General features: G+C 61.3%; 26 protein-coding genes. 11 read left to right on the forward strand and 15 right to left on the reverse strand.

Annotated features, from left to right (window positions below):
* Window positions 1–212: 212 nt before the first annotated feature.
* From FAZ69_RS20325 to FAZ69_RS20335, 3 genes are all read right to left on the reverse strand, one after another.
* Complete coding sequence (locus FAZ69_RS20325; protein WP_136896897.1) at window positions 213–464, reverse strand: GlsB/YeaQ/YmgE family stress response membrane protein; 252 nt, start codon at window positions 462–464, stop codon at window positions 213–215.
* 465 nt (window positions 465–929) lie between these two features.
* The gene (locus FAZ69_RS20330) at window positions 930–1,637 is read right to left on the reverse strand and encodes an MgtC/SapB family protein (RefSeq protein WP_136896898.1); all 708 of its coding nucleotides are present in this window, start codon (window positions 1,635–1,637) and stop codon (window positions 930–932) included.
* A 550-nt stretch (window positions 1,638–2,187) separates the two neighbouring features.
* Window positions 2,188–3,351 carry a metallophosphoesterase gene (locus FAZ69_RS20335; RefSeq protein ID WP_136896899.1) on the reverse strand — a complete coding sequence of 388 codons (1,164 nt, stop codon included), beginning with the start codon at window positions 3,349–3,351 and terminating at the stop codon, window positions 2,188–2,190.
* A gap of 254 nt (window positions 3,352–3,605) precedes the next feature.
* Here FAZ69_RS20335 and FAZ69_RS20340 point away from each other — a divergent pair, with 254 nt between their 5' ends.
* Complete coding sequence (locus FAZ69_RS20340; protein ID WP_136896900.1) at window positions 3,606–3,926, forward strand: hypothetical protein; 321 nt, start codon at window positions 3,606–3,608, stop codon at window positions 3,924–3,926.
* Between the two features lie 98 nt (window positions 3,927–4,024).
* On the opposite strand, the gene FAZ69_RS20345 is transcribed toward FAZ69_RS20340, so the two are convergent.
* From FAZ69_RS20345 to FAZ69_RS20355, 3 genes are all read right to left on the reverse strand, one after another.
* On the reverse strand, window positions 4,025–4,609 hold the full coding sequence (locus FAZ69_RS20345; protein WP_136896901.1) for a malonic semialdehyde reductase: 585 nt from the start codon (window positions 4,607–4,609) through the stop codon (window positions 4,025–4,027).
* 134 nt (window positions 4,610–4,743) lie between these two features.
* Window positions 4,744–5,400 carry a GntR family transcriptional regulator gene (locus FAZ69_RS20350; RefSeq protein ID WP_136896902.1) on the reverse strand — a complete coding sequence of 219 codons (657 nt, stop codon included), beginning with the start codon at window positions 5,398–5,400 and terminating at the stop codon, window positions 4,744–4,746.
* Window positions 5,397–6,011, reverse strand: coding sequence for an O-methyltransferase (locus tag FAZ69_RS20355; protein ID WP_240702370.1), 615 nt, complete (start codon window positions 6,009–6,011; stop codon window positions 5,397–5,399). The genes FAZ69_RS20350 and FAZ69_RS20355 overlap by 4 nt, the downstream gene beginning before the upstream one ends.
* 121 nt (window positions 6,012–6,132) lie before the next feature.
* On the opposite strand from FAZ69_RS20355, the gene FAZ69_RS20360 reads away from it, so the two are divergent.
* Window positions 6,133–6,726: an alpha-ketoglutarate-dependent dioxygenase AlkB family protein gene (locus FAZ69_RS20360; protein WP_136897050.1), complete on the forward strand. Its 594-nt coding sequence runs from the start codon at window positions 6,133–6,135 to the stop codon at window positions 6,724–6,726.
* 88 nt (window positions 6,727–6,814) lie between these two features.
* Here FAZ69_RS20360 and FAZ69_RS20365 read toward each other — a convergent pair whose 3' ends face one another.
* Entirely contained in the window at window positions 6,815–7,249 is a 435-nt protein-coding gene (locus FAZ69_RS20365) for a universal stress protein (protein ID WP_136896903.1), read from the reverse strand.
* Window positions 7,250–7,700: 451 nt separating this feature from the next.
* Here FAZ69_RS20365 and FAZ69_RS20370 point away from each other — a divergent pair, with 451 nt between their 5' ends.
* Window positions 7,701–8,120: a MarR family winged helix-turn-helix transcriptional regulator gene (locus tag FAZ69_RS20370; RefSeq protein ID WP_136897051.1), complete on the forward strand. Its 420-nt coding sequence runs from the start codon at window positions 7,701–7,703 to the stop codon at window positions 8,118–8,120.
* A gap of 201 nt (window positions 8,121–8,321) precedes the next feature.
* Window positions 8,322–9,506, forward strand: coding sequence for an acetyl-CoA C-acyltransferase (locus tag FAZ69_RS20375; protein ID WP_136896904.1), 1,185 nt, complete (start codon window positions 8,322–8,324; stop codon window positions 9,504–9,506).
* Between the two features lie 191 nt (window positions 9,507–9,697).
* Here the strand turns inward: FAZ69_RS20375 and FAZ69_RS20380 are convergent, their stop codons facing one another.
* The 6 genes from FAZ69_RS20380 to FAZ69_RS20405 form a co-directional block, all read right to left on the reverse strand.
* Window positions 9,698–10,975: an ATP-binding protein gene (locus tag FAZ69_RS20380; protein ID WP_136896905.1), complete on the reverse strand. Its 1,278-nt coding sequence runs from the start codon at window positions 10,973–10,975 to the stop codon at window positions 9,698–9,700.
* Window positions 10,972–11,712, reverse strand: coding sequence for a response regulator (locus tag FAZ69_RS20385; RefSeq protein ID WP_136896906.1), 741 nt, complete (start codon window positions 11,710–11,712; stop codon window positions 10,972–10,974). The genes FAZ69_RS20380 and FAZ69_RS20385 overlap by 4 nt, the downstream gene beginning before the upstream one ends.
* 376 nt (window positions 11,713–12,088) lie before the next feature.
* Window positions 12,089–12,448: a DUF3564 domain-containing protein gene (locus FAZ69_RS20390; RefSeq protein ID WP_136896907.1), complete on the reverse strand. Its 360-nt coding sequence runs from the start codon at window positions 12,446–12,448 to the stop codon at window positions 12,089–12,091.
* Window positions 12,449–12,608: 160 nt separating this feature from the next.
* Window positions 12,609–13,214, reverse strand: a complete 606-nt coding sequence (locus FAZ69_RS20395; RefSeq protein WP_136896908.1) for a pyridoxamine 5'-phosphate oxidase family protein — start codon at window positions 13,212–13,214, stop codon at window positions 12,609–12,611.
* 176 nt (window positions 13,215–13,390) lie between these two features.
* On the reverse strand, window positions 13,391–13,924 hold the full coding sequence (locus tag FAZ69_RS20400) for a hypothetical protein (protein WP_136896909.1): 534 nt from the start codon (window positions 13,922–13,924) through the stop codon (window positions 13,391–13,393).
* Between the two features lie 399 nt (window positions 13,925–14,323).
* Window positions 14,324–15,184: an MBL fold metallo-hydrolase gene (locus FAZ69_RS20405; protein WP_136896910.1), complete on the reverse strand. Its 861-nt coding sequence runs from the start codon at window positions 15,182–15,184 to the stop codon at window positions 14,324–14,326.
* A gap of 558 nt (window positions 15,185–15,742) precedes the next feature.
* Between FAZ69_RS20405 and FAZ69_RS20410 the strand changes: the two genes are divergently transcribed.
* The gene (locus FAZ69_RS20410; protein ID WP_136896911.1) at window positions 15,743–16,900 is read left to right on the forward strand and encodes a porin; all 1,158 of its coding nucleotides are present in this window, start codon (window positions 15,743–15,745) and stop codon (window positions 16,898–16,900) included.
* Between the two features lie 146 nt (window positions 16,901–17,046).
* On the opposite strand, the gene FAZ69_RS20415 is transcribed toward FAZ69_RS20410, so the two are convergent.
* Complete coding sequence (locus FAZ69_RS20415) at window positions 17,047–17,454, reverse strand: GreA/GreB family elongation factor (protein WP_136897052.1); 408 nt, start codon at window positions 17,452–17,454, stop codon at window positions 17,047–17,049.
* 265 nt (window positions 17,455–17,719) lie between these two features.
* On the opposite strand from FAZ69_RS20415, the gene FAZ69_RS20420 reads away from it, so the two are divergent.
* The 6 genes from FAZ69_RS20420 (at window position 17,720) to FAZ69_RS20445 (ending at window position 23,783) form a co-directional block, all read left to right on the forward strand.
* Window positions 17,720–18,829, forward strand: coding sequence for an NAD(P)/FAD-dependent oxidoreductase (locus FAZ69_RS20420; RefSeq protein ID WP_240702387.1), 1,110 nt, complete (start codon window positions 17,720–17,722; stop codon window positions 18,827–18,829).
* Window positions 18,830–18,895: 66 nt separating this feature from the next.
* Entirely contained in the window at window positions 18,896–19,591 is a 696-nt protein-coding gene (locus FAZ69_RS20425; protein ID WP_136896913.1) for a DNA alkylation repair protein, read from the forward strand.
* A gap of 300 nt (window positions 19,592–19,891) precedes the next feature.
* Window positions 19,892–20,347: a universal stress protein gene (locus FAZ69_RS20430; protein ID WP_136896914.1), complete on the forward strand. Its 456-nt coding sequence runs from the start codon at window positions 19,892–19,894 to the stop codon at window positions 20,345–20,347.
* A 208-nt stretch (window positions 20,348–20,555) separates the two neighbouring features.
* A complete protein-coding gene (locus FAZ69_RS20435) occupies window positions 20,556–21,944 on the forward strand; it encodes an amino acid permease (protein WP_240702371.1) in 1,389 nt (462 codons plus the stop codon).
* A gap of 228 nt (window positions 21,945–22,172) precedes the next feature.
* Window positions 22,173–22,436 (forward strand): helix-turn-helix domain-containing protein, encoded by a 264-nt coding sequence (locus FAZ69_RS20440; protein WP_136897054.1) that lies wholly within the window; start codon window positions 22,173–22,175, stop codon window positions 22,434–22,436.
* A gap of 3 nt (window positions 22,437–22,439) precedes the next feature.
* On the forward strand, window positions 22,440–23,783 hold the full coding sequence (locus tag FAZ69_RS20445; protein ID WP_136896915.1) for a type II toxin-antitoxin system HipA family toxin: 1,344 nt from the start codon (window positions 22,440–22,442) through the stop codon (window positions 23,781–23,783).
* A gap of 15 nt (window positions 23,784–23,798) precedes the next feature.
* Here FAZ69_RS20445 and FAZ69_RS20450 read toward each other — a convergent pair whose 3' ends face one another.
* Entirely contained in the window at window positions 23,799–23,984 is a 186-nt protein-coding gene (locus tag FAZ69_RS20450) for a hypothetical protein (protein WP_136896916.1), read from the reverse strand.
* Between the last annotated feature and the right edge of the window lie 316 nt (window positions 23,985–24,300).

Below are 24,300 nucleotides of genomic sequence, written 5' to 3' on the forward strand. Positions count from 1 at the left end.
ACTCCACGCCGATGATAGTGCGGATTCCCGTGTGAAAGTAGGTAATCGTCAGGCTCCTCTCATAACCACAACCCCACCCCATAAAGGTGGGGTTGTGGCCGTTTACAACCCACACAAAAACGCTTCTATCCCCCTGGCCCCTTGGGCGAGTTGAGGCTAGCCGCTTGTTCACTTTCGAATAAACGTGCCCCTGGGCGCCTGAATCCCTAGTTTCATCCTCGTCGGATAAGTCTAATGATGAACAAGAGGATCACCGCGCCGATCACTGCGGTGATGATAGAAGCGATCATGCCGCCTCCAAGCGAGATACCGAGTACGTGCGACAACCAGCCGCCAATGAATGCGCCGACAATACCGACGATGATGTCGACGATCAATCCGAAGCCGCCGCCTTTGACCAATACGCCGGCTAGCCAGCCAGCGATTGCGCCGATGATGAGCCATGCGATGAGGCCGTGTTGCATAGTGGAGACTCCGTCGTTAAGGTTAAAAATAAATGTCGTAACTCGACGTTGGCGAGCTTAAATTGCCTACATAGGCGAGTCCATAGTTAGGATGCACAATTAACTTTATTTAAAGATCCAACTAGGAGATGGAGCGGTGCGGATATAGCGCATCGTGTTTGATTGAGCCGATTCTCGACGGGAAGTCAGTTGCGGCGACCGCGGAACGAGCTTGCAGCAATTCGATGGACGCACAGTGCACAGTCACTGAGTTCATTTCGTTCTCTGTGTCGGGCTGCATAGTGGGGCAAGGAGCGACGGCGGGGCAGGCGTGGAATTGTATAGACGTCTGGCTTTGCACATCGCTTACGCTTGTTATAGGTGACGGTACATTCATCTGCAAGCGTGAAGCATTATGGCACGTCGCCGGACGCCCATTGTCGGCATTTTGAAGGCTTCGCGGCGACCAGCTTCGCTGTGTACCTGTTATTCAGGGGTAGGCTCCACTTCCCGGGCGGTCCAGCTCACGCTTGACACGCCTTTTTCCATGCTGATTCGGCTCGCCATCAGCTCGAGCTTCGACTGATCCTTTGGATGCATTTTGAGGATTGCTGTCACCAGGATGCGTCCTGCGGCGTCGGGTACATCTTCGCTAGTAAGGCTCTGAAACGACAGTGGAGCCGAATACATCGAGTTCGATAGCGCTGTGCGAATGTGGATTTCATCTTCTTCCCGGCAGATGACGGATAAAACGTATTCGCGAATCAGATCCGCGTTTGAAACAGGAGTTGCATTGATCGCTTTGCTGACTTCGCGCAGCACGGTATTCGTCAGCAGCACGATGCCGGTTCCCGCGAGCGCGGGACCGTAGTGGCCGGCGCCGCAAAGCACGCCGACGGCCGCGGAGCACCACAGCGTGGCGGCGGTGTTGATCCCCTGGATGGATCCTTTTTCGCGCATGATCACGCCGCCGCCGAGAAAGCCGACACCAGAGACGACGTACGCTGCAATCTGGGTGACGCCCGCGACGCCGTTGCCGGTAAGGACGCCGAGCGTCACGAACAGGCAGGCGCCGCTCGCGACCAGCGTGATGGTACGCAGACCGGCCGTGCGTTGGCGCATCTGGCGTTCGATACCGATTGCGACTCCGCATGCGAATGCGGCGAGCAATCGGAGGGCGAATTCAAGCGTCATTGGATAAGCGTTTTAATGATTTAGTTGAGTTATCGAATTGGCCGTGAGCTTCAGCATTCACACGAAACTAGATCGATACGAGGCTGACGTCTTAGCATGGCATGCTTCGATGAACCTGTTTATGTCGAATGGCAATTTCGTACTCGGACGTGTGCACGCTGCAAAACGCGTGTCGCGTCGTGACGATTCCGGTCGACGGCTAATGTAGCGCTCGATAAGCCTACACGCGAACACGGGCGCGATAGTGCTATCGATAACAAAAGTGCACGGGGGTACTGCGAATTGCGACGCGCACCGCTCGCCTGTTGGCAAGACGGCGGCAGGGAAGGCTGGCGCGAGTCTCGCCGTTCAGGCGATGAGATGAAGTATGGATCGACTACTGCTGTCCAAGGCCGTGGCCCCCAAATTGAAATTAGCCGGATTTTAGGCAATTGCTGCTGCGAGAGTCAACTCGAAATCGCTGCGCTGGGCAGAACTCAGACCGGTTCGACGCAGCATGTCCGCGGAGATGTGCTGCGAGTGCGTGATAGCGTCAGCAAGTTTCTCGTCGTCAAGCCGCGGCAACTGCCACGAGCCTCAGTCGCGTGATTTCCGACGGCGCTCCAAGACGTTTGGGCGGTCCCCAGTAGCCAGTCCCACGACTCGTATAAACCCACAGGTTGTTGAGGCGTGCGAGTCCCGCCGTAAATGGCTGCTGTAGCCGCACGAAGAAATTCCATGGCACGAATTGTCCGCCGTGCGTATGCCCTGAAAGCTGAAGCGTGAACCCTGCGTCCGCTGCAGCAGGTGCGCTGCGCGGCTGATGCGCAAGCAGCACTCGCACGCGCACGTCGCCTGGCGCGCCGGCGAGCGCTGCGGCAGGGTCGCTCTGATGCGTAGGGTCGAAGCGTCCCGCCGTATAGTCTGTCACGCCCGCGATCACGACGCGTGCGCCATCGTGCTCGAGCACGACGTGCTCGTTCAGCAACACACGCAAGCCAAGGCGCTGGAATTCGGCAATCCATTGATCGGCGCCGGAATAGTATTCGTGATTGCCTGTCACCAGATACGCGCCGTATCGAGCGGTGAGGTGGCCGAGCGGCCGGGTGTGGGCCGAAAGCTGCGCGACGCTGCCGTCGACGACGTCGCCCGTCACCGCGATCAGGTCGGGCTTGAGCCGGTTGACTGCGTCGACAATCGCGTCGACATAGTGCTGTTTGATCGTCGGGCCCACGTGGATGTCGCTGATCTGGACGATTGTGAATCCGTCGAGCGCCGCCGGCAGATGGTCGATCGGTACATCGACAGTGACGACGCGTGCGCGACGGCGAGCGTTGATAAAGCCGATCGCCGTCGACAGTAGAGCGAGGAGAGGGACCGCCGCCGCCGAGTCGATTCGCCAGCGGGCGAGCGGCACGCTATGCGGCCAAAGCGCGTCGACGGTCAGGAGCGAGGCCAGCGCGACATCCCGCAAAAGGGTCAGCACGAGCAGCGACGAGAAGAAGCCCATGGTAAGCAGGCCAATCCAGGCCAGGCGATCGCCGAGCGACTGACGCTCGATCGTGCGTGCGAGCATGCCGAGCGGGATCAGCCCGCACGACAGCAGCAGCCACAGGGCTGCGAACCCTCGTAGCATCGGGCCGGCCGGCAATTCCGGAATCAGCCTTAGGCCGATATAGATGTGGAGCAGAACGCCGATGCCGACGGCACGGACGAAAAAACCTGAGCGACGCATAGGACAAAAAGAAGAGGAAATGGGGGGCACGCGTTCGTGCGGTTGGCCGCGGGTGCTGCCGAGCTATTTTACATACGGAACGCTTTCGCCGTTTGCGCGTGCTTAGGCTGGGGAAGGCGGGCGGAAACTGTTTCCGGCAGTATTGCCGGATTTTTACCGTCGGGGATTCTTCCGCTCTCGGGCTGATCTAAACTATTGATTTCATGGTTCGGTTCCACCGGTGCACCCGCAGGCACGATGGAAGGAGGCGAATGATGAAGATGATCAAGTTTGCGCACCATCCGCATCGCGAGCACCACATTGGCTACGAAGGCAGTCATGTGATGCTGCCGCTGGTAGCGCTGTCACTGATGGCGCTCGCGGTTTACCTTGGCGTGCGCGGCCTCGACGTGCTCGAAATCGCGCGCGATTCCCTTTACTACGTCGTCATGGTTTTCGTCGCGCTCGGCATCGCGGGGCTGTTCGGCGTGGTGGGCGCCTGGATACGATCGGGCGGCGACGAGCGGGGCGAAGGCTTTTGCTTCGTAGGCGCGTTGATCGGGGCAATCGTCTTCTATATCGCGTTGCTGACGTGAGCTGCCGGGTGGCACGTCCGTAAGCTGGTCAAGTTAAGGAAACGGCCCCCTCGCGCGTGCGTTATGGCACGCGCGAGGGGGCCGTTTTTTTGCTTTAGTCAGACGATTTTGGCCGTTTCGTCAAATGTGAAGCGCGGGTTGCGCTCAAAAAGCGTTGACGGATCGCCGTAGCCGAGATTGACGAGGAAATTCGATTTCACCGTGGTACCTGCGAAAAACGCCTCGTCCACTTTTGCTGAATCGAAGCCGGACATTGGGCCAGTGTCGAGCCCAAGCGCCCGTGCAGCCAGGATCAGGTAGCCGCCTTGCAGCGTCGAGTTGCGAAACGCCGTCGCTGAAATGGCCGCATCGTTGCCGGCGAACCAGCTGCGTGCGTCCGTGTGCGGGAAGAGCTTCGGCAATTGCTCATAAAACGCCATGTCCATGCCGACGATCACGGTCACAGGTGCGGCCATCGTTTTGTCGACGTTGCCCGCCGACAATGCGGGACGTAGCTTTTCTTTCGCTTCCGGCGTTTTGACAAACACGAATCGGCCGGGGCTGCAGTTGGCCGACGTGGGGCCGAGCACGACGAGGTCGATCAGTTGCTTGAGGAGCGCGTCGTCGACGGGCTTCGGCAGCCAGCCGTTATGCGTGCGTGCAGTGCGAAAGAGTTGGTCGAGTGCGGTATCGGATAGCGTCATGTTGTGAAGTTCGTGCGGGTATTGAAGCGATGGATGCGGCGCGGTGGCCGTCGGCGTGATGCTGTGAGCGGGCGCCCTTGCATGGGCGGCACGGGCCGTGCCATGCCGCTGATGATAGCTGGCGGGCGCCGCCGCTACGACTTCAGGAGCTTTTTCAGAAGCTCGGCAACGTGGTGACGGGCGGTACGCTCGGCTTGCTCTTCGTCGCGAGCATTGAGTGCGCGCAGAATGGCTTCGTGCTCGTCGCGATTGGCTGCGAGCTCGGCGAAGTCCGTAGCCCGTTTGCCGCACATTGCGCGAGTCTGCGCGTAGAGCGCCATCAGAGATTTTTTGATCGTCGGACTTTGCGCACCATCCAGCAGCCCATGATGGAACAGCAGGTTGGCTACGTCGTAGGCGGCCCGGTTTTGTTCATGGATGGCGGCCGATTGACGCCCAATCGCCTCTGCAAGCACCGCCAGTTCCGTCGCGCTCATTTTGCGCGCGGCCAACCGCGCAGCCATGCCTTCCAACGCTTCACGCGCTTCGAACAGGGCGGTGAGGCGCGCGGGATCGAATGCGATCAAAAAGACGCCTTGGCGTGGCGTGACTTCAACGATTCCTTCAGCTTCGAGTCGCGCCACGGCGGACCAGACGGGCGAGCGGCTGACGCCCAATGCGCCAGCCAACTCCTCGATGCTGATTTTTGCGCCTGGTGCATAACGTTTGCCGTCGAGCAGCAAATCACGAACGGCGATATACGCATCAAGAGCTAGCGTCGAGCGCTTGAGTTTTTGTGGTGCTCCCGTCATCGCGTGGCGTTTCCGTTTGCAGGTGGTCGACGGTATGCGACATGCAGTCCTTTGCCGACCGGAATCAACGTCGCATCAAATTGTGGCAGCGCTTCGACTGCCGCCAGATAATCCGCGATCTCTTGCGGGTGAGATCGCGCGTTGTCAGCGATCAGCAGCACGTCGTCAGCCAGCTTCGGAAGGAGAAGCTCGAGCTGCGCCGGAGCGCTGATTCGGTCCGCGTCGAAAAAGACACAGTCGAATGGGCCATCGAGGGCGGCACACAAGCGAGTCGCGTCGCCTTCGATGACCTGGGCATACTTCTGGGTACCCGCACGGCGCAGGTTTTCACGCGCTTGCGCGGCTTTGGCGGCGTTTTGCTCGATCGTGGTCAGCGGATCGCCACCTGTTTTTTTCAACGCACACGCCAGCCAGATCGCGCTATAGCCGTTTGACGTTCCGATTTCCAATACGCGTTTGCGGCCGCTGGCCGTCACCAAAAGAAACAGCAACTCGGCCGTGGGGCGTTCGAGGTTCAATAGCTTTTGGGTGCGATCTGCCGCCATCGCGTCGTTTTTGGCGCCACGCACTTCCAATTCACGCAGCAAGGTTTCGATTTCAGCGGTCAGCAAGATGGCTCCTCTGAATTCACAATTCGTGTTTCATGATACGTGATAGATGATAGGGCTGGAGAGTTTTTTATGAAAGCGATGGCACAATGACTCCCTTGATAGGAATGCGCCTATGAAATCGATGATTGATGACATTTTTGGCGATATTCCTCAGCCGAATGTCGATTGGTACCCGAGTTGGCTAACACCTGATGAGGCTGCGCTCGACCACGAGCGCGTTATCGCCGAGGTGGAGTGGAAACAGGACACGATGTACACGCCAGCGGGGCTCACGCCATTGCCGCGCTTGACTGCCTGGCAGGGCGATGCCGGCGCAGTCTACGTGTACTCGGGCATCCGGAATACGCCACGCGCATGGACGCCGACAGTGCTGAAGCTGAGGGTTGCCGTCGAAGCGGCGTGTGGTGTCAGGTTCAATAGCGTGCTGTTGAATCGCTACCGAAGCGGCAACGACAGCATGGGGTGGCACGCCGACCGCGAGCCGGAACTGGGTGTGGAGCCGGTGATAGCGTCGGTGAGTCTTGGGGCCGCGCGGAGGTTCGATCTGCGCCATAACAGGACGGGTGCGGTTCAATCCTTTCAGCTGACCGGCGGCAGCCTGCTGGTGATGCGCGGACGCACTCAGGCGGAATGGCGGCACCGCGTGCCGAAGGAGCCGAGCGTTCGCGGCGAGCGCGTCAACTTGACGTTTCGGTTCGTGACGCCGTGCTCGTAGCATCGGGCGTCGCTTGCCGGGGTCAAATCGTGGTCCACCATCCGCGCCTTGCGAACTCGCGGTCGTCGGCGAACGGCGACCTGCCGCGTCAGCGCACAGCCGTGACCGGAACCCGCGAGATCCTTAGGAGGCGATTCAGAACGCTGCGGCTGAAAAAGTTGACGAGAGTGTGAAGCGGATCGGTGCGTGGCGCGGCCAGCAGAATTTCGTCGCAGCCTGTTTGTTCCGCGCATTCCGCGATTGTCGGAACCAGGGGGCCGACCTGGATCATCACCGAGTACTTGACGCCTGCATCCTTGAGAATCTGCTCAGCGCGGCCGAGCGCCGCATGCGCGTATGAGTCTTCCAGGGAGCGTAGCTTGGAGAGGGGGTAGAACGCTTCGAGCCGGGTTGATTCGAGGGGCGGTTGAACGTTGACCAGCACGACCTCGGATGCGCATCGCTCGCTGAACAGAAACGCCGCGTGCCGGACGGCTTGCAGCGAGCGCGCCGAGCGGCTTACCGGCACCAGTATCTTCAGCATGATCGCTTGTCCTTCGCGCCGCCGGTGTTCTTGTTGGCTTTGGGGTTCATCTAAGGAAGTGGTTTTGGTGATGTTTAGAGGCTATCGGATCACGTGTAGGGCTGGCCTAAAGAAAGCGGACAGGGGTGTAAACGTGATGTAAATGTTTCGCTGCTCGGTGGCATTTCAGGTGTTAAAAAATTTTCAAAAAGTTTATGCGCATAAAATATGGCCGGGCGGCCAAGTTTGGACGAGTCTGCGGAACTCAACGCGTGTAGATGGTGTGCCGAGGCGCGTGCGTGTGTCTGCGTGCGCGGGCTATGTCCATGTATATGCATGTAAAATGCAAGATCCGTGGTGTGGCGATACAGAAACACGAGGTGTCTTGCCTGCGGGCAAAGCCGAGCCGCACCCGGCACCTAACCACGCGTGAAATCCGCCGAACGAGAGGAGCGTCATGTCCGAACTGCCTTTGCGGCTGCTATGTCATTGCGGAACGCTGCGTCAGGCCGCGCGCGCGATTACATCGTTGTATGACGCGCAATTGGCAAAACACGGCATCCGCATCACGCAGTACACCATTCTGGCAACGCTGGGGCGTGCTGAAGGTGTGAGCACGTCGCAACTGGCGGATGACCTACTGATGGACCAGACGACCCTGAGTCGCACGCTCGCGACGCTGCGCACCAAAGGCCTTGTCGAGGCGGACGTGGGCGACGACCTTCGCATGCGCTTCTGGTCGCTTACACCGAACGGCTCCGAATTGCTGCGCGCTTGCGAAAGCGATTGGCGAGCCGCGCAGGATGAGCTCTACCGCCGGGCGGGTAAGCGCCATGTCAAAGCGCTGGACGCGCAGATCTATGACCTCGCCAGCAAGCTGATTGAGGATTAGCGGCAGGCGCGACTTGCCTCGTCACTGCCCGCGTAGGGAATTCGGAAAAGGATATTTGCTGTTCCCGAACACAGTCATCCTTGCACGATGATCTACCCTGGGTCTAATATATGCATACGCATTAAGTGCATATGCATAGAAAATGGCGACGAAACAAGCCTCGTGCCTTGACGCATTTTTCATCTCTCACTGGAGTTCAAGATGTCGAACGATCCGATTGTGATTCTCTCCGCAGCCCGTACGCCAGTCGGGCGTTACCAAGGCGGCCTTGCTTCCAAGTCGGCCACGGAACTAGGGGCAGTGGCAATTCGTGCAGCGGTTGCGCGTGCAGCAATTGATCCCGAGACGGTTGACGAAGCGTATATCGGTTGCGTACTGACTGCCGGGCTGGGGCAGGCGCCGGCCCGGCAGGCCGTGCTCGGCGCAGGCTTGCCGCAATCTGTCTCGTCGGTCACCGTCAACAAGGTGTGCGGCTCGGGCATGCAAGCGATCCGCTATGCCTACGATGCGCTGGCAAACGGCAGCGCTGACATGGTCGTGGCGGGCGGAATGGAGAGCATGTCCAACGCTCCGTATCTCGCGATGAAAGCGCGTGGCGGATATCGCGTCGGGCACGCGACGTTCTTCGACCATATGGCTCTGGACGGACTCGAGGATGCTTACGATCGAGGTCGTGCAATGGGCGAATTCGGCGAGCAATGTGCATCGCATTATGAGTTCTCGCGCGCCGCGCAGGATACCTACGCGACGGAATCGTTGCTCTGGGCGCGCGAGGCGCAGGCGGAAGGCCGTTTTGCGTGGGAGTTCGCGCCGGTCGAAGTGCAAACGAAGACGGGCACTGTGCGCGTCGATGCCGACGAACAACCGCAAGCCGTCGATCCCGCGAAGATCCCGAAACTGAAGCCGGCGTTTCGTGCGGACGGCACGATTACGCCGGCTAATTCGAGTCCGTTGTCGGATGGCGCCGCTGCGCTCGTGCTGACGCGCATGTCGGTGGCGGAGCGGCTTGGCAAGGCGCCGCTTGCCGTGATTTCTGCGCACACCGCGCATTCACAGGCCCCGGAGTGGTTCACGACCGCGCCGGTTGGCGCGTTGCGCAAGCTGTATGAGCGCACTGGCTGGCGCGCTCAGGATGTCGACTACTTTGAAATCAACGAGGCGTTCGCCGTGGTGCCGATGGCCGTCATGCACGAATACGATATCCCACGCAATCGCGTGAACGTGCACGGCGGTGCGTGCGCGATCGGGCATCCGATCGGCGCATCGGGGGCGCGTGTCGTCGTGACCTTGCTCGGCGTGTTGCGCGAACGTGCCGCGAGGCGCGGTATTGCGACGCTATGCATCGGCGGGGGAGAGGCAACTGCACTAGCCGTCGAGATGCTTTGACAGGGCTAAGCAGTATGAGCAAGCAGGCAAAAAAAAAATGGCCCGCCGACATGGAAGCCGGGCGGGCCTAGGAGGGTTGGCCTCGAGATAGCCAGGACCGAATATACGCGGTGATCCGCCTGTGCAGTGCATCCGGTAATGGACCGTAAGCGCTTTCCCGCGTTTGGCGCGATGCAGTTCAATGCCGCGCGTCAATCTCGCGCGCGTTCGATAGGCAAGACGATCCGTACGTGCAATCCGCCATCGTCGGCGTTCGATACGTCGCAGCGTCCGCCGTGGTCGTGTGCGAGCCGGGCAACGATCGCAAGCCCGAGGCCGCAATGGCCTTCGCCGCCGCGCGCCGAATCGAGCCGCACGAACGGTTTCATCGCCAGTGCGACTTTGTCTTCCGCGATGCCGTCGCCGTGGTCGCGCACGGAGATGATCCAGTCGCTGTCTGTTCGCGACGTCGAAATCTGGACCGGTGGCATTCCATGCTCGAGGGCGTTGTCGACGAGGTTCGTGACGAGCCGGTCGATCAGTGTGCGTGGTAGCAGGAAGGCCGGGCCGGCCGTGAGCGAGAGCTCGAACAGAGGTGCGTCCTCTGCATCCTCGCCGGAGACGGGGAATTGCTCGCGCAAGAATTCGTCGACAGGGATGGGCGGACCCGAGTCGCTCGTTTGGCCGGCAAACTCGAGAAACTGCTGGACGATATGCGTCAGCGAATCTATGTCGCGGATGAAGTCCCCGCGTTCCTGCTCCGCGACGGAGACGCTCGCTCGCAGCTTGAGCCGTGTCAGCGGCGCTTTCAGGTCGTGAGCGACGCCGGCAAGCATGATCGCCTTGTCGGCGTCGGCTTCGTTCAGGCGCCGCATCATGTCGTTGAACGAGTGGATCAGGTCGCGCAATTCCCGCGGACCGCGTTCACCGACTTCCCGGGGGCGTGAGCCATCGCCGAACGCGCGTGCCGCATCGGCGACGCGTGAGAGCGGACGCTGCATTTGCCAGGCCGCGAGCAGCGACAGCAGCAGCGCGGCAAGCAGCATCGAGAGCGCTTCGATCACGAAGTTCGGGCGTGGAGGAATGTCCACCGGCGACACGATCCAGGTCGACTTGCCGGGGAAACGCACCCAAAGGCGCGGCGGACGGGCGTCGTCGACGGCGATTTGCGTGCCGGTCGGCAGGCGGGCGCGCAGATGCTGGACCAGCTCGACGTAGGGAGCGCCTGTTGGTTCGCGCAACTGAACGGTGCCGGGCATGTTCCAGGTGGGCACGAGGTGCACGTGCAACGCGGGTGCAAGCGTGACATTGCTGGATTCTTCGCCGTTTGCGGCCTGAAGCACGAGCAGCAATCCGCGCGCGAAACCATCCACCTCGTGACGTGGCGGTTGTGTGGTTAGCAATGCAAACCATCCCGCTTGCACCGCGAACAGCACTGCCGTTGAGAGCAACGCCATTCTGCCGAATAGCGTGTTCAACGGGTTCCTCATGCGCTAGACACGGCCTCGGCGAGCGAAGGGGACGGGTTGGCGTCCGGCACGAACACGTAGCCCTTGCCGCGCACCGTCTGCACGTAGCAAGGATTCGACGGGTCATCCTCGATGATGCGGCGCAGGCGCCAGATGGGCACGTCGAGGCTGCGGTCGCGGAACGCAAGCTCGTCGTGGTGCACGAGGTCGTGTATCAGCACGCGCGACAGCACTTTATACGGGTGATTGACGAAGATCTTCAGAAGCGCGAATTCGCTGTCGCGCAACGGGAGCCGGCTGCCGTCGCGCAACAGTGCGCGCGTGGTGAAGTCGAGCTCGAACGGGCCGAAGCGATATCGGTCGCGTGCTTCCGGCGCACTGGTCGAAGCCGGGCCGCGGCGGCGCAGCACCGTATGGATGCGCGCCAGGAGCTCGCGTGGATCGAACGGCTTCGTGATGTAGTCATCGGCGCCTAGTTCGAGACCGACGATCCGATCGGCGACCGACCCTCGCGCGGTGACGAAGATCACCGGGATGTCGTCGCCGGCCGCGCGCAGCGAGGCGAGCGCGCGCAAGCCGTCGGTGTTCGGCATCATGATGTCGAGGACGACAACCGAGGGCCGCTCGCGCTCGAGGCGCCGGCGCAAGTTGCTGCCGTCATGCAATACGGACACTTCGAGACCGTTTTCTTTGAGGAACCGGCAAAGGAGATCGCGCACGACCGGATCGTCGTCGACGATAAGGACCTGTGTATTCATGCGCCGGATTGTAGATCGGCGGGAGTGGCCGGCGCGGAGTTGTTTTCTTTCCGATCCTTACGCTACCGGCAAATCCGGGGTGATTCTCGGACAACCTGGAGAAAAAAGGCCCGCAATCAAGCGGGCCCAAAAGCGCACACGTGGGCGGTCCTCTGCCTCACGATTCAAGTCTATCGACAGTCGGGCAAGGCGACTGTCAAGCATTGTCAAGCGGTGTGTAACGAAAGGCGGGTGCCGTTAGCGCAGGGCATATAAGGAGGGTGAAAACCAGTGGACGGCCGAGTCGGCGGAGGTTGGCGCCGGACTGGCCGTGTTCCTGAAGCTCGAGCGTTTGTGGCTGCGAGCGGTGCGACTCGCGATGTTCGTTCGTTGCGCTTTAGCGCCGGAACACGCTATTTTCTGCGGAGACAGATTGGCGATCAACGGCTTGCAGCCGCCAGAATCCATCCATGGCTACGTGCTTGTCGAGACTGGACCAGGCTGCGGCGCCGTGCGCGGTGGATACCCGCTGATGGCGATCGACATGCAGTCCGCGCAACGTGCACAGGGGCACTTCCTCGCTCGGGGCGCACAGTGTGGTGACACCGTTTTCGTCGCGCATTTCGCCCCAAGGCGGAAGATCGATCCCATCGTGTGATTCCCTCGACCAAACTCGCTCGTCCGTATCGAGCCACAGCACGGCGTAATCGTGATTGACGGTGGGATCGGAACCGTTAATCAGGATGGTCAGACGCATTTCAGGTCCTCCATGAATATCCGCGGGGCGAGACTTAACAGTCTAGACCTCGGACTCGTGAATTCAAGTTCACAGAATTCCGGCTTCCTGATGCGCCGCGACGCGTGGTAGGGCGGACGGTATCGATTCGCGAAGCACGGATCGATATGAGGAATGCTGTTCAATAAAGCATGCTCGGCAGCCGCTCGGCCGAATCCTTGTCGTAGGCTTCGGCGTCGAATTCACGGTTGCAAAGGCGCTTGTGCATCTGTCCCGCGCTAGGCAGCGTCGAGCGCTCGACTTGCCGCTCGGGCTTCCAGAGATGCGAGCGTGCGATGGCCTTCGAGCAATGAAAATACGCCGTGTCGATATGGACGATGATCGCCGTGCGCGGCAGCTTGCCATCCACTGCGAACGATTCGAGCAGCGCCGCATCGTCGGTGACCGTCGCTCGGCCGTTGACGCGCAGCGTCTCGCCGACGCCCGGCACCATGAACAGCACCGATACGCGTCCGTCGGCGACGATATTGCGCAGATTGTCGATGCGGTTGTTGCCAGGGCGGTCGGGAATCGCGAGCGTGCGCTCGTCGACGATTTTCACGAAGCCCGGCGCATCGCCCTTCGGCGAACAGTCGGTGCCGTGTGGCCCTACCGAGGCGAGCACGATGAACGGCGAAGCTTCGACGAACACACGGTAGTCTTCGTTGAGGTATGGGATTTCTTTCCAAAGTGCGCGCTCGCTCGGCGCGCCGTAGATCGCTTCCAGTTGCTCGACGCTTGTCAGCATGTGGGTCGTCCGTGAATGGTGTGGTGTATACCGGATATTGTCTTCGGTATTTTGTATGCCCGATACGCCATCGTGTGGATTGGATATTACGGACGTTCTTGCCCCCTTACTTGATGACCGTATCGGCCACACGGCATCCTGCTCGCCGGCCAAGCCGTTGCAGCCGATCGAGCCGATCAGCGGACGATGTACCCCCGGTCTTGCATGCAGTCGCCGAACGCGTGCCAGTAGGTGGTCATCGGCGGCTCCGGAGGCGGCAGCGGCGGCATCTGGAGGTTGCTCGCACCCGAAACGCTCAATGTCCCCGACGCTCCCGAGGCGCCGAGTGCGAGCGTGGTCGACGACGCCGTGCCTGACGCAGCGGCCGCAGCCGGCCCGGCTGCGGCGCTGCTGGACGCATTCGCCGCGGCCGCGCTGCTCGCGGCATGTGGGCCGCTTGCCGCCGCGGCTGGCGGCAGCGGCGGCGCCGAAGCGCCATGCCCGGCATCGGCGGCGAAATTGATCGGCGTGGTGCGCGTCGGTTTTTGCGGCTGACGGGCGATGTCGACGTGCGTCTGGGATGTCGCCTGGGCGTAGCAAAGGGCGCTATCGATGCTTTGCTGCGCCGGCGTCTGGCTGCGCGCTGGATAGACCAAAGGCCGCTGTGCGAGTGCGGCCCCGCTGATTGTCAGTAATGCAACGCAAGCGCACGCCGATATGCGGATGTTCATCGTTTTTCTGCTCCCTCAAGCCTGTCGTTGGCGTGACCGTCCGCGGCAACGCGGAAGTGCTCGAATCGCAATGAGCAAGGTGCGTGCCGCAGCGTTGGGCCGCATGGTCCGTCCGGATCCGCCAGATTGCATGCCGACAGGATACCGCCGCACTTCGGCCCGCGACCGAGAGAGTATCGTCATCATCCGCCATCTTTGGCGCGCGCCGCCGGCGACACGAGGCGCGTTGGGTTTTTCGACTACCGGTGGCGCGTCAGCCCGCGCTGATGCCAGCTGTGCCTCCTCCAACGACGACGATATCGAACGATTCCACAGTGGTTTCGGTGTTGTCTGATTCTGAAACGAAGGTGTTTCCCAGCCTGTTGTTATCGATTGTTCTGGATGGTTTTCAGTGATGGGTTACAGCACGTTCAACGGCGTCTTGAGATAGCGGATACCGTTGCTTTCCGGCTCGGGCAGCACCCCGGCGCGGATATTCAGTTGAATCGACGGAATGATCAGCGTGGGTTTGCCGAGTGTCGCGTCGCGCGCCGTTCGCATCGCGACGAAATCGGCCTCGGCGATCGTGTCGCGTACGTGTATGTTTCCGGCGCGCTGCTCGGCGACGGTGGCGCGCCAGCGCACGTCGCGTCCCGGAGGCGGGTAGTCGTGGCACATATAGAGCTCGGTGTCGTCGGGCAGGGCGAGCAGCGAGCGGATCGACCCGTATAGCGTGTGGGCGTCGCCGCCCGGAAAGTCGCAACGCGCTGTGCCGACGTCGGGCATGAAGAGCGTGTCACCGACGAACACCGCGCCCTCGAACCGGAACGCCACGTCGGCAGGCGTATGTCCCGGCACGTGGAGCACGGTGGCTTCGAGCCCGCCGACGCGCAGCGTCTCGTTGGCCGTGAACAGATGATCGAACTGCGACCCGTCGGGGCGGAACGTCGGTTCGAAATTGAAGACGGGGCCGAAGATCTTCTGCACCGATCGGATGTGCTCGCCGATTCCGATCAAGCCGCCGAGCTGCTCGCGCAGATACGGTGCGGCCGACAGGTGGTCCGCATGCGCGTGCGTTTCAAGCAGCCACTCGGTTCGCAACTGCTGCTCGCGAACGTAGCCGATGATCCGGTCGGCGGATACGGTCGACGTGTAGCCGGAGCGCGGCTCGTAGTCGAGCACCGAATCGATGATCGCGCAGGCGGTGCCTGGGCCGGCGTGGACAACGTAGCTGAGCGTGGATGTCGCTGCATCGTGGAATGCCTGGATCTGGGGTTTCATGGCGTGCCCCTTGTTGGTTGGGATCGCGGCGCAGCGAATTGACGGCGCGCAAGTTCATGGTAAGCGGGGGATGTCGTTCTAGAAAGTCAATGCGACGACGCAGCGCATCATGAAGCGCTGCCGCTTTGCAGTGGTCTGAATTGCCGCCGGTTTTTCTCAAAATACAAAGTGATTTTCGAGATAAATGGAGTGCTCAATTGGCTGACTCAATATTTCTGAAGCTGTCTTATTAATAGGTCGTTGTTAATTTGCAACCGTAAGGTCAATTCAATAATTTGATATAAGCGTTTGATAACGCGAATGGTAATCTATAGTTTATGTAAATGTCATAAAAAACAATTACTTATGTTGATTTGTTGAATGTATTGTTTCTGTCGTTGAAAAAATGTATTGCGTGATATGCGTATGCCTGCTGTAAGGGTGGAACGTAGACTCCGGTCTTCGTTAGGCGGTTAAGCAATTGGCTGGACGATCACTGCAAGCGGTCGATTCGGGTGATGCCTCCGTCTTTCCTTAAACAAGGTCGCAAGGCCGGTCCTTACAAAGGGAGCTTGTCTCATGAAAAAAACCCTGATCGTGGCGGCTGTTTCCGCTTCGTTTGCAGTCGCAGCTCACGCGCAAAGCAGCGTCACGCTGTATGGCGTGCTGGATGCAGGTATTACGTATCAGAGCAATGTCAACGCTGGTACGGCTGCATCGCCGAACGGCAAGTCGCTGTGGCGCATGGGCAGCGGCATCGACCAAAGCCGCTGGGGCCTGCGCGGCTCGGAAGACCTGGGCGGTGGTTTGAAGGCGATCTTCAACCTCGAAAGCGGGTTTAACATCGGCAACGGCGATCTTGCCAACAACGGCGGCATGTTCAACCGTCAAGCGTTCGTTGGCCTGTCGAGTGGCTACGGCACGGTTACCCTGGGCCGTCAGTACGACTCGCTGCAAGACTACCTTGCGCCGTTGACGGCAACGGGCACGTGGGGCGGCACGTATTTCGCGCACCCGGGCAACTTCGACGGCCTGAACACGAACGGTGGCTTCTCCGTGAACAACTCGATCAAGTTCGCGAGCGCGAACTATGCGGGCTTCACGTTCGGCGGCACGTACGGTTTCTCGAACAACACGAACTTTACGAACAACCGCGAGTACAGCGCGGGCGCAGCCTACCAATACCAAGGTCTGCGCGTTGGTCTGGCGTACGCTCAGCAGAACAATCCGAATGCTCAGAATCCTGCCGGTCAGACGAACGGCGGGGCCTCGAGCGGCGGTGAGTTCTTGGGTTACGCAAGCAATTTCCGCCTGCGTACGTTTGGTGCCGGCGCAGGCTACACGTTCGGCCCGGCGGAAGTGGGTGTGGCATGGACGCAGGCTCGCGTCGACAACATTGCCTCGGGCGTCCTTGCTGGCTCGGGGTTTCGCCAGAACAACTACGAAGTTAACGGTAAGTACAACCTGACTCCGGCTCTGGGTCTGGGCTTGGCTTACACGTTCACGACGGAAAATGGATCGGGTACGGCGAACTCGTTCAGCACGCGTTTCCACCAGATCGGCGCGCAAGCTGACTACTCGCTGTCGAAGCGCACGGACGTCTATGCTCAGGTCGTGTACCAACACGCAATGGGCGACGTGCCGTTCGCATCGATCTACAACGGCGATATCACTACGCCGTCGTCGACCTCGCCGAACCAAACCGCAGCAACGATCGGCCTGCGTCACCGCTTCTAAAGCGAAGTCGCTGGTTATCGGTAGTATGAAAAAGGGTGCCGGACGCGGCACCCTTTTTTCGTTCTGCGCGTGAACTCTTCGACGCGCGATCTCTCTCCTTCTCGATCTCAGCGCCGCGGCTGGAGATTCGCCGCGGCACACGTGCCTCAAAGCGTGAAATCATCAGCCGCTTCCGGCTGGAACACGATCTGATCGACTTTCAGCGTCTTCACCTGCCCGCTCGGCGGCGTGAAGCGGATCGTGTCGCCGCGCTTGGAGCCGAGCAACGCCAAGCCCACCGGAGAAAACACATTCAACTGACCGTTTTCGAAGTTGGCCTGGGGCGGATAGACGACCGTCCATGTCATCGGCTCACCGGTGTCGTTGTCGACGAGGGTCACTTTCGAGTTCATGGTGACGACATTGGCCGAGATTTCGCGCGAATCGACAATGCTGGCGCGTTCCATCAGTTCATCCAGCATGTCGAGATAGCCGGCTTGCGGGCTTGCCTGTGCAGCGTGCTTTTCAAGGCGTGTGACATCGAGTTCCGTAAGGTAGCAAGTCTTCTTTTTCATGATCGGATAGGGCGCAACGGCAGCGGACAGACGCGGGCAGAGGCCGACCGCGCAAGCGCTGCCTAATGCGAAAGCAAAAGTAAAGGTAAATGTAAAGGATGGTAGCACGCGAGAGGCGGTATTCACGACCGTCTACGCCTCGATCGTGGTGTGACCCTAGTGGCAACCGTGTCAAATCTGGCATCGCGGGCTCGTTTCTCATTACCGGGTATCGTTGTGAATGTATCCAACCGGTTATCGAGGAGACGACGTGAGCGAAGCAACTTTGCCCCTAGACGCTGCACCTGTCGCCGTCGCAGAGCCGGCAGTCACCCAAGCGGCCCCGTTACGCACCGACGTGCTGATCATCGGTGCTGGTCCCGTCGGGCTTTTCGCGGCGTTCGAAGCGGGCGTGATCGGCTTGTCCTGCCATATCGTCGATGCGCTCAAGGAGGTCGGTGGCCAGTGCATCGAGCTGTATCCGGAAAAGCCGATTTTCGACATTCCGGCCGTTCCCGTCTGCACGGCGCGCGAGCTGGTCGAGCGTTTGATGGAGCAGTGCAGTCCGTTCGGCTTTCCGATTCATCTCGGCCAGCAGGTGCAAAGCGTCACGCAGCGGGCTGACGACAAGCGCTGGACTGTCGTGACCGATCAGGGGATCGAGTTCGATGCGGCCGCGATTCTGCTGTCGGCCGGCAATGGCGCGTTCGTGCCGCAGCGCATTGCGCTCGGCGAGGCGCCGGCGCTGGAGGGGCGTCATGTTCACTATGCGGTGCGCAAAATTGCCGCGTTTGCCGATCGGAACGTAATCGTCGCGGGGGGAGGGGACTCCGCGCTCGACTGGGCGCTCGCGCTGCGAAGCGTCGCGCGGCATGTGACGCTCGTGCACCGGCGCGACGCGTTTCGGGCCGCCGAGGCGACAGTGCAGGAGGCCAAGCGTGCAGCCGCCGCGGGCGAGCTGGATATCGTGATCGGCACGATTGCCGCGCTCAACGCGCCGGGCGGCGCGCTCGAATCGGTCGAGGTCAAGCAGCTTGGCGGGGCCGTCACGTTGCCCGCCGATCATCTGATCGCGCTGTACGGTCTCGTCGCGGATCTCGGCCCGATAGCGGACTGGGGGCTCGATATTCGCGCGGGGCGCGTCACCGTCGATACCAGCAACTACGAATCGTCCCGCCCGGGTATCTTCGCGGTCGGCGATATCGCGGGCTATCCAAACAAGCAGAAGCTGATTTTGTCGGGGTTTCACGAAGCGTCGCTGGCGTTGCGCAAAGCATATGGCTATGCGTATCCGGACAAAAAGCGCGTCCACGTGCATTCGAGCTATGACGCGAAGCTGTCGGCGCGCATTCTCGGCACGGCGCCGCCGGGGGCGGATTTGCCGCCGGAAAACTGAGAGGCCCCCGGTCGTGACGCGGCCATAGCCATTTCGTTCGAAGCCATCTGCGGGAGTCAGCTCGACATGAGCACAGCATCATTCAATGAACGCGTCGGCGCTGCACTGATGGTGCTGGCAAGTCCGGAAAAAGCCGTTGCGATGCGTGCCTACATGCGCGACCAGTTCGACTATTTCGGCGTGCCGACGCCGCAGCGGCGCGCCGTGCTCATGCCGATTTTTCGCGAGCTCAAGGGCGCCGATGCGTCTCGCCTCATCGAGCTCGCCGAGGGCCTGTGGGCGTTGCCGCAGCGCGAGTGCCAATACGCTGCCGTGGACCTGCTCGCGCGTTACCGGAAGGTGTTGGCGCTCGAGCATCTGCCCGCGCTCTTCGCGCTCGCGCAACGCAAGTCGTGGTGGGATTCGGTGGATGGCCTCGCGGGTATCGCCGGTGATGTCGTGAGGGCGGAAAGAAAGCGCGATCCGGCCTGCCAGATCCACATGGATCACGCGTTGCGGCATGAAAACATGTGGGTGCGCCGCATCGCCATGCTTCATCAGTTGGGCTGGCGCGGCGAAACCGATGTCCCGCGCCTGTTTCGTCATGCGCGCGAACTCGCGCCGGAGACGGATTTCTTCATTCGGAAGGCCATCGGCTGGGCATTGCGGGACTATGCCTGGCACGACCCGCATGCGATTCGCGGGTTTCTCGACGACGCGCGCGACGTGCTGTCTCCGCTCAGTCTGAGAGAGGCGGGGAAGAACTTGTCGCGGCTGCCCTGACGCGGCTGCAGCCGGGCGCGATGTGCCGCCGTCGACGATGCGGGCGCATCGGCATGCGCTCGACCAAGCGACAAACCGGCCTTGGCAACTATCCTTAAAGACGAGTCCCATAGAGTCGCGTGGTGTCGGGCGGCATGGATCATGCTCGCGATTTCCGTATGCGGTTCCGTGGTGCCTCGCAGGCAAGTTGATTCGAGTCAAGGTGCAAAGGCAGCGCTGCTTTCAAACTGATTGTTCTGTTCGGCAGCGGGTGTCGCGCAGAACGTTCAACAAAAGCAGACAAATGCCCAGGAGAGTGTCATGTACGAACGAATCATGGTGGCGGTCGACGGTAGCCAGGCGGCGCGGCTCGCGCTCGACGAGGCGATGAAGCTCGCGCAGGCGATGCGAGCGGAAGTGCTCGCCGTCTGCGTGGTGGCTCACGCGCCTCAACTGGTTGATATCGGCGGTGGTTTTGTCGAAGACAATCGGGCGAGCTCGGCGATGACCGACGCCGCCACGAAAGCGCTCGAAGAGGCGCGCGAGCGGTTCGCCCAGAAGCAGGTACTTGGCGCCGTCCGGGCAATCGATTCGTACGGCGAAAGCACCGCACAGGTTCTCGTGCGCGCTGCGACGGAGTTCGACGCCAATCTCATCGTGATGGGGACCCATGGCCGCACGGGCGTGAAGCGCCTGCTGCTCGGCAGCGTCGCGGAATCGTTGCTGCGTGAGACGTCGGTGCCGCTGCTTCTCGTGAAGGAAACGTCGGTGGCCTAGACGGCCGGTTGACGCACAAGGTCTTCTCCAAGCTTTGGGTGCCCGCCACGCGCGGGCGCCTCGAGCAACGCCGATTCGGTGGATGTTTGGGCGCGAAGCGGGCTTCGCATCAAAGAATAGACAATAGCGCGCGAAGTATAATTTTCGCTTTGCCCGGGCCGTCGCTGGACTGTCCCGAGCTGTCTACATCCCAACCGCGGGGCGCATTTTGACAATTCCAACAAACCAGCCGCATGGAGACGGCCTCAAACGCGGCCTCAAGAACCGCCATATCCAGTTGATCGCACTCGGCGGCGCCATTGGCACCGGCCTGTTCCTCGGCTCGGCGAGCGTGCTGCAAGCCGCCGGCCCGTCGATGGTCCTCGGCTACGCGATCGGCGGCATCATCGCGTTCATGATCATGCGCCAGCTAGGCGAGATGGTGGCGCAGGAGCCGGTGGCCGGTTCGTTCAGCCACTTCGCGTACAAGTATTGGGGCGACTTCGCCGGCTTCCTCTCCGGCTGGAATTACTGGGTGCTCTACGTGCTCGTGAGCATGGCCGAGCTGACCGCTGTCGGCACTTACGTCCATTTCTGGTGGCCCGCCGTTCCGGCCTGGGTGTCTGCGCTCGTCTGCTTCGTTGCAATCAACGCGATCAATCTCACCAACGTCAAAGCGTACGGCGAAACCGAATTCTGGTTTTCGATCATCAAGGTGATCGCGATCATCGGCATGATCGTGTTCGGCGGCTATCTGCTGATCAGCGGGCATGGCGGGCCTCAAGCCTCGATCACCAACCTGTGGCGCATCGACGGCTTCTTCCCCCATGGCTTCCACGGCCTTTTCATGATGCTCGCCGTCATCATGTTCTCGTTCGGCGGGCTCGAGCTGATCGGCATCACCGCCGCCGAGGCGGACAATCCGCAAAAGAGCATCCCGAAGGCGGTAAACCAGGTGATCTACCGGATCCTGATTTTCTATATCTGCTCGCTTGTCGTGCTGTTGTCGCTGTATCCGTGGAACCAGGTGGCGCAGGGCGGCAGCCCGTTCGTGATGATCTTCTCGGAGATCGGCGCCGGCTTGACGGCGAACGTGCTCAATGTGGTCGTGCTGACCGCGGCGCTCTCCGTCTACAACAGCGGCGTGTATGCGAACAGCCGCATGCTTTACGGCCTGGCCGAGCAGGGCAACGCGCCTCGTGCGCTGCTGAAGGTGGATCGGCGCGGCGTGCCTTACATGGCGATCGGCTTGTCGGCGTTCGCTACCTTCGCCTGCGTGATCATCAACTACCTGATTCCCGCGCAAGCGCTCGGCGTGTTGATGGCGCTCGTCGTCGCCGCGCTGGTGCTGAACTGGTCGCTGATCAGCCTGACCCACCTGAAGACGCGCAAGGCGATGGTTGCCGCGGGCGAGAAGCTGGCCTTCAAGTCACCGTGGTTCCCTCTCACCAACTGGATCTGCCTCGCCTACATGGCTATGGTGCTGGGCATTCTCGCGATGACGCCCGGTCTCTCGGTGTCGGTCTGGCTCGTGCCGGTCTGGCTGCTGGTGATGTGGATCGGCTATATGGCGAAGCGCCGCTCCCCTGTGGAATTGGCGCGGGCGCCGGGCCGGTGATGGACGAGCGGCCGGAGGGCCGCTCCGCGCGCCACCCGGGTGTTCGCGCGGGCTTGCCCCGGTGCGCTCGCCTCCAGGATGGGTTGTGGCCACCGCTTCGGCGCCGTGGTATCCAGACGGCGTCGAAAATGCGATTTATCTGTAAAGCGAATAAATCGGTTTTATCTGTTTCGTGGATATTTGACGTTTATTTGTTTGGCGAATAAACTGCATGGGTTCACGCTCTGGATGAATGCCGTGCAACAACTCCTCGCCACCGCCGATCAACTCGGCACGATCCTGACCGCCGCCCGGCGCGCCGCGGGCTTGACGCAGGCCCAGGCGGCGGCGCGCGTCGGCGTGAGCCAAAGCCGCCTCTCCACGATGGAATCGAACCCGGGCACGATCACGGTCGCCCAGCTGTTCGCGTTCCTGGCCGTCTATCGCCTGGAGCTGCAGCTGAGCGACGAACACCCGACGTTCGAGCTGCGCGATTCCGCGAGCGAGTGGTAGCCGATGGGCCGCAAATCGCTGACCCGGGCGCTGTCCGTCTGGGCGAACGGCAAGCGCATCGGCGTCTGGCGCATTCCGGCGCGCGGCCCGATGGAGCTTCAATACGACGACGCCTGGATCGATTCGCCGGCCGGGCGTCCGCTCTCGCTCTCTCTGCCGTACAGCCCGAACAACCAGCCGCTGCGCGGCGACGCGGTCCTCAACTACTTCGACAACCTGTTGCCCGACAGCGACGCGCTCCGCGCGCGCATCGCAAGCCGCTTCAAGACCCCGACAGCCGATGCCTTTGACCTGCTGCAAGCGGTCGGGCGCGATTGCGTCGGCGCCGTCCAACTCCTGGAAGAGGGCGAGTCGCCGCACGACGTGGAAAGCATCCGCGGCACGCCGCTCACCGAGGCGGACATCGAGGCGCTGCTCAGGCAGACCGTCGGCGGGCGCGCGCTCGGCAAGAGCGGCAGCGACGACGCCGACGAATTCCGCCTCTCGCTTGCCGGCGCCCAGGAGAAGACGGCGCTGCTATGGCATGACGGCCGATGGATGCTGCCCCACGGCGCGACGCCGACGACGCACATTCTCAAGCTGCCGTTGGGTCTCGTCGGCAACAAGCGGGCGGACCTCAGCACGTCGGTCGAGAACGAATGGCTGTGCCTGAACATTCTTGCGGCATATGGCTTGCCCGTTGCGCGCGCGGATATAGCAACGTTCGGCTCGCAGAAAGTGCTGAGCGTGGAGCGCTTCGACCGGCGTCTTCACGAATCGAAGCAATGGTTGTTGCGTTTGCCGCAGGAGGATTTCTGCCAGGCGCTCGGCGTACCGCCGCATCGCAAGTACGAAGCCGACGGCGGGCCGGGCATGCGCGATATCGCGCAGATTTTGCGCCGCTCGGAGCGCGCAGAGTCGGACATCGAAACGCTGGTGGCGGCGCAAATCGTGTTCTGGATGCTCGCCGCGCCGGACGGCCACGCGAAGAACTTCAGCCTGCATCTGCTGCCGGGCGGACGTTGCCGGCTGACGCCGCTCTATGACGTGATGTCGATCTGGCCGGTCGCGGGCGACGGTCCCAGCCAGTGGTCGTGGCACAAGGCGAAGCTCGCGATGGCGATCGAGGGCAAGAGCAAGCACTACGCGATGAAGGAGATCCAGCGCCGGCACTTCAATGCGATGGCGCCGAAATGCTTCTACGGACACGACGCCGAGCCGGTCATCACGCGCTTGGTCGAGGCGACGCCGCGCGTGATCGAGACAGTTGCGGCGCGCTTGCCGGCCGCATTTCCGCTCCAGATCGCCGAGCGGATCTTCAAGGGTTTGCAGGCTTGCGCCGATCAGCTCGACGCAGCGCCTGCGTGACGTGCCGGATGCCGCTTACTTCCGCGGTTCTTCTTTCGTGGCGGCGCCGGGCAACTCCTCGCTCATCGCTGCACAGACGGCGTCCGCGAAGCGCTGCAGCGCCGGCAGCGAGCCGCACACGCTGTGATAGGTCTCCCGGCCGATGCGCGCGTCCACGAGGACTTGCATGCCGGCTTTTGTCGCAATTTCGATGATGTCCATGTTGGCCTCCCCATCAGGCTATTGCTTATCAGCCTTGCGACACCGACCGAGCATTTCGCGTTGATTGCTTTTGTATCGGCACGATTCCGGTGAATCGTGGCGAAAGCTCAGCCGGGCCCCCCTCGCTGATTATTTTTTGGCGCAATCGCCAATTGCGTGTGCGATAAAGGACGCTTGAATCCCGCAATTCGAATTGCGAGTATTTTTCACGCCTGCGTATTTTCTCGCGCTTTTGCCTACCGGGAATGTGCGGCCGGACACAGGCCGCGCATTTCTCTGTTTGCTATCCCGCTTATCGCCCGCAACGGCTTGCGCC

The sequence above is a fragment of the Trinickia terrae genome, assembly GCF_005144415.1.
In the GTDB taxonomy this organism is placed as follows: domain Bacteria; phylum Pseudomonadota; class Gammaproteobacteria; order Burkholderiales; family Burkholderiaceae; genus Trinickia_A; species Trinickia_A terrae.